The sequence below is a fragment of the Helicobacter pylori genome, from assembly GCF_001998165.1.
GTDB classification, from domain to species: Bacteria; Campylobacterota; Campylobacteria; order Campylobacterales; family Helicobacteraceae; genus Helicobacter; species Helicobacter pylori_DL.
Genome location: NZ_MTWR01000142.1, coordinates 1 through 374 on the forward strand (window position 1 = coordinate 1; position 374 = coordinate 374).

1 protein-coding gene is annotated in these 374 nt (G+C 39.0%); it reads right to left on the minus strand.

Going from position 1 to position 374, the window contains the following annotated elements; translation table 11 throughout:
- Positions 1 to 292, minus strand: a 292-nt coding sequence (locus BZK24_RS08575; RefSeq protein WP_424677934.1) for a glutamine amidotransferase-related protein, incomplete at its 3' end; no start/stop codon positions are given.
- Positions 293 to 374: the final 82 nt, after the last annotated feature.

A 374-nucleotide genomic window follows, 5' to 3' on the forward strand; every position in this document is an offset into this window, starting at 1 on the left:
CATCTGTTTTCCCTCCAAAATACCCCGCTATTAGCCCTAATATCGTGCCAAAAAAGACTGCAATCCCTAAAATCGGCAAATCCAAATCAAAGATTTTCTCGCTAGGCTTGTAAGCGTCTTTAGCATACACGAACGCTGTCACCCCCCTCAAAATCAACCCTTTAGGGGCTTTTTTTTGAAGGTTTTCTACGCTTTCAAAAAAAGGGAATATTTTTGCATAAATACCACTCTCTCTCAAACTTCTAGCAATCACGTGTGTGTATTGGACCCCTAAACCAAATACTAAAAACATCGCTCATTCCTTATTTTTGTGGGATCTGTGTTTTATTGTATTGATTTTTGTAATTCACCCTATAGCTTTCAGCCAACTCAGG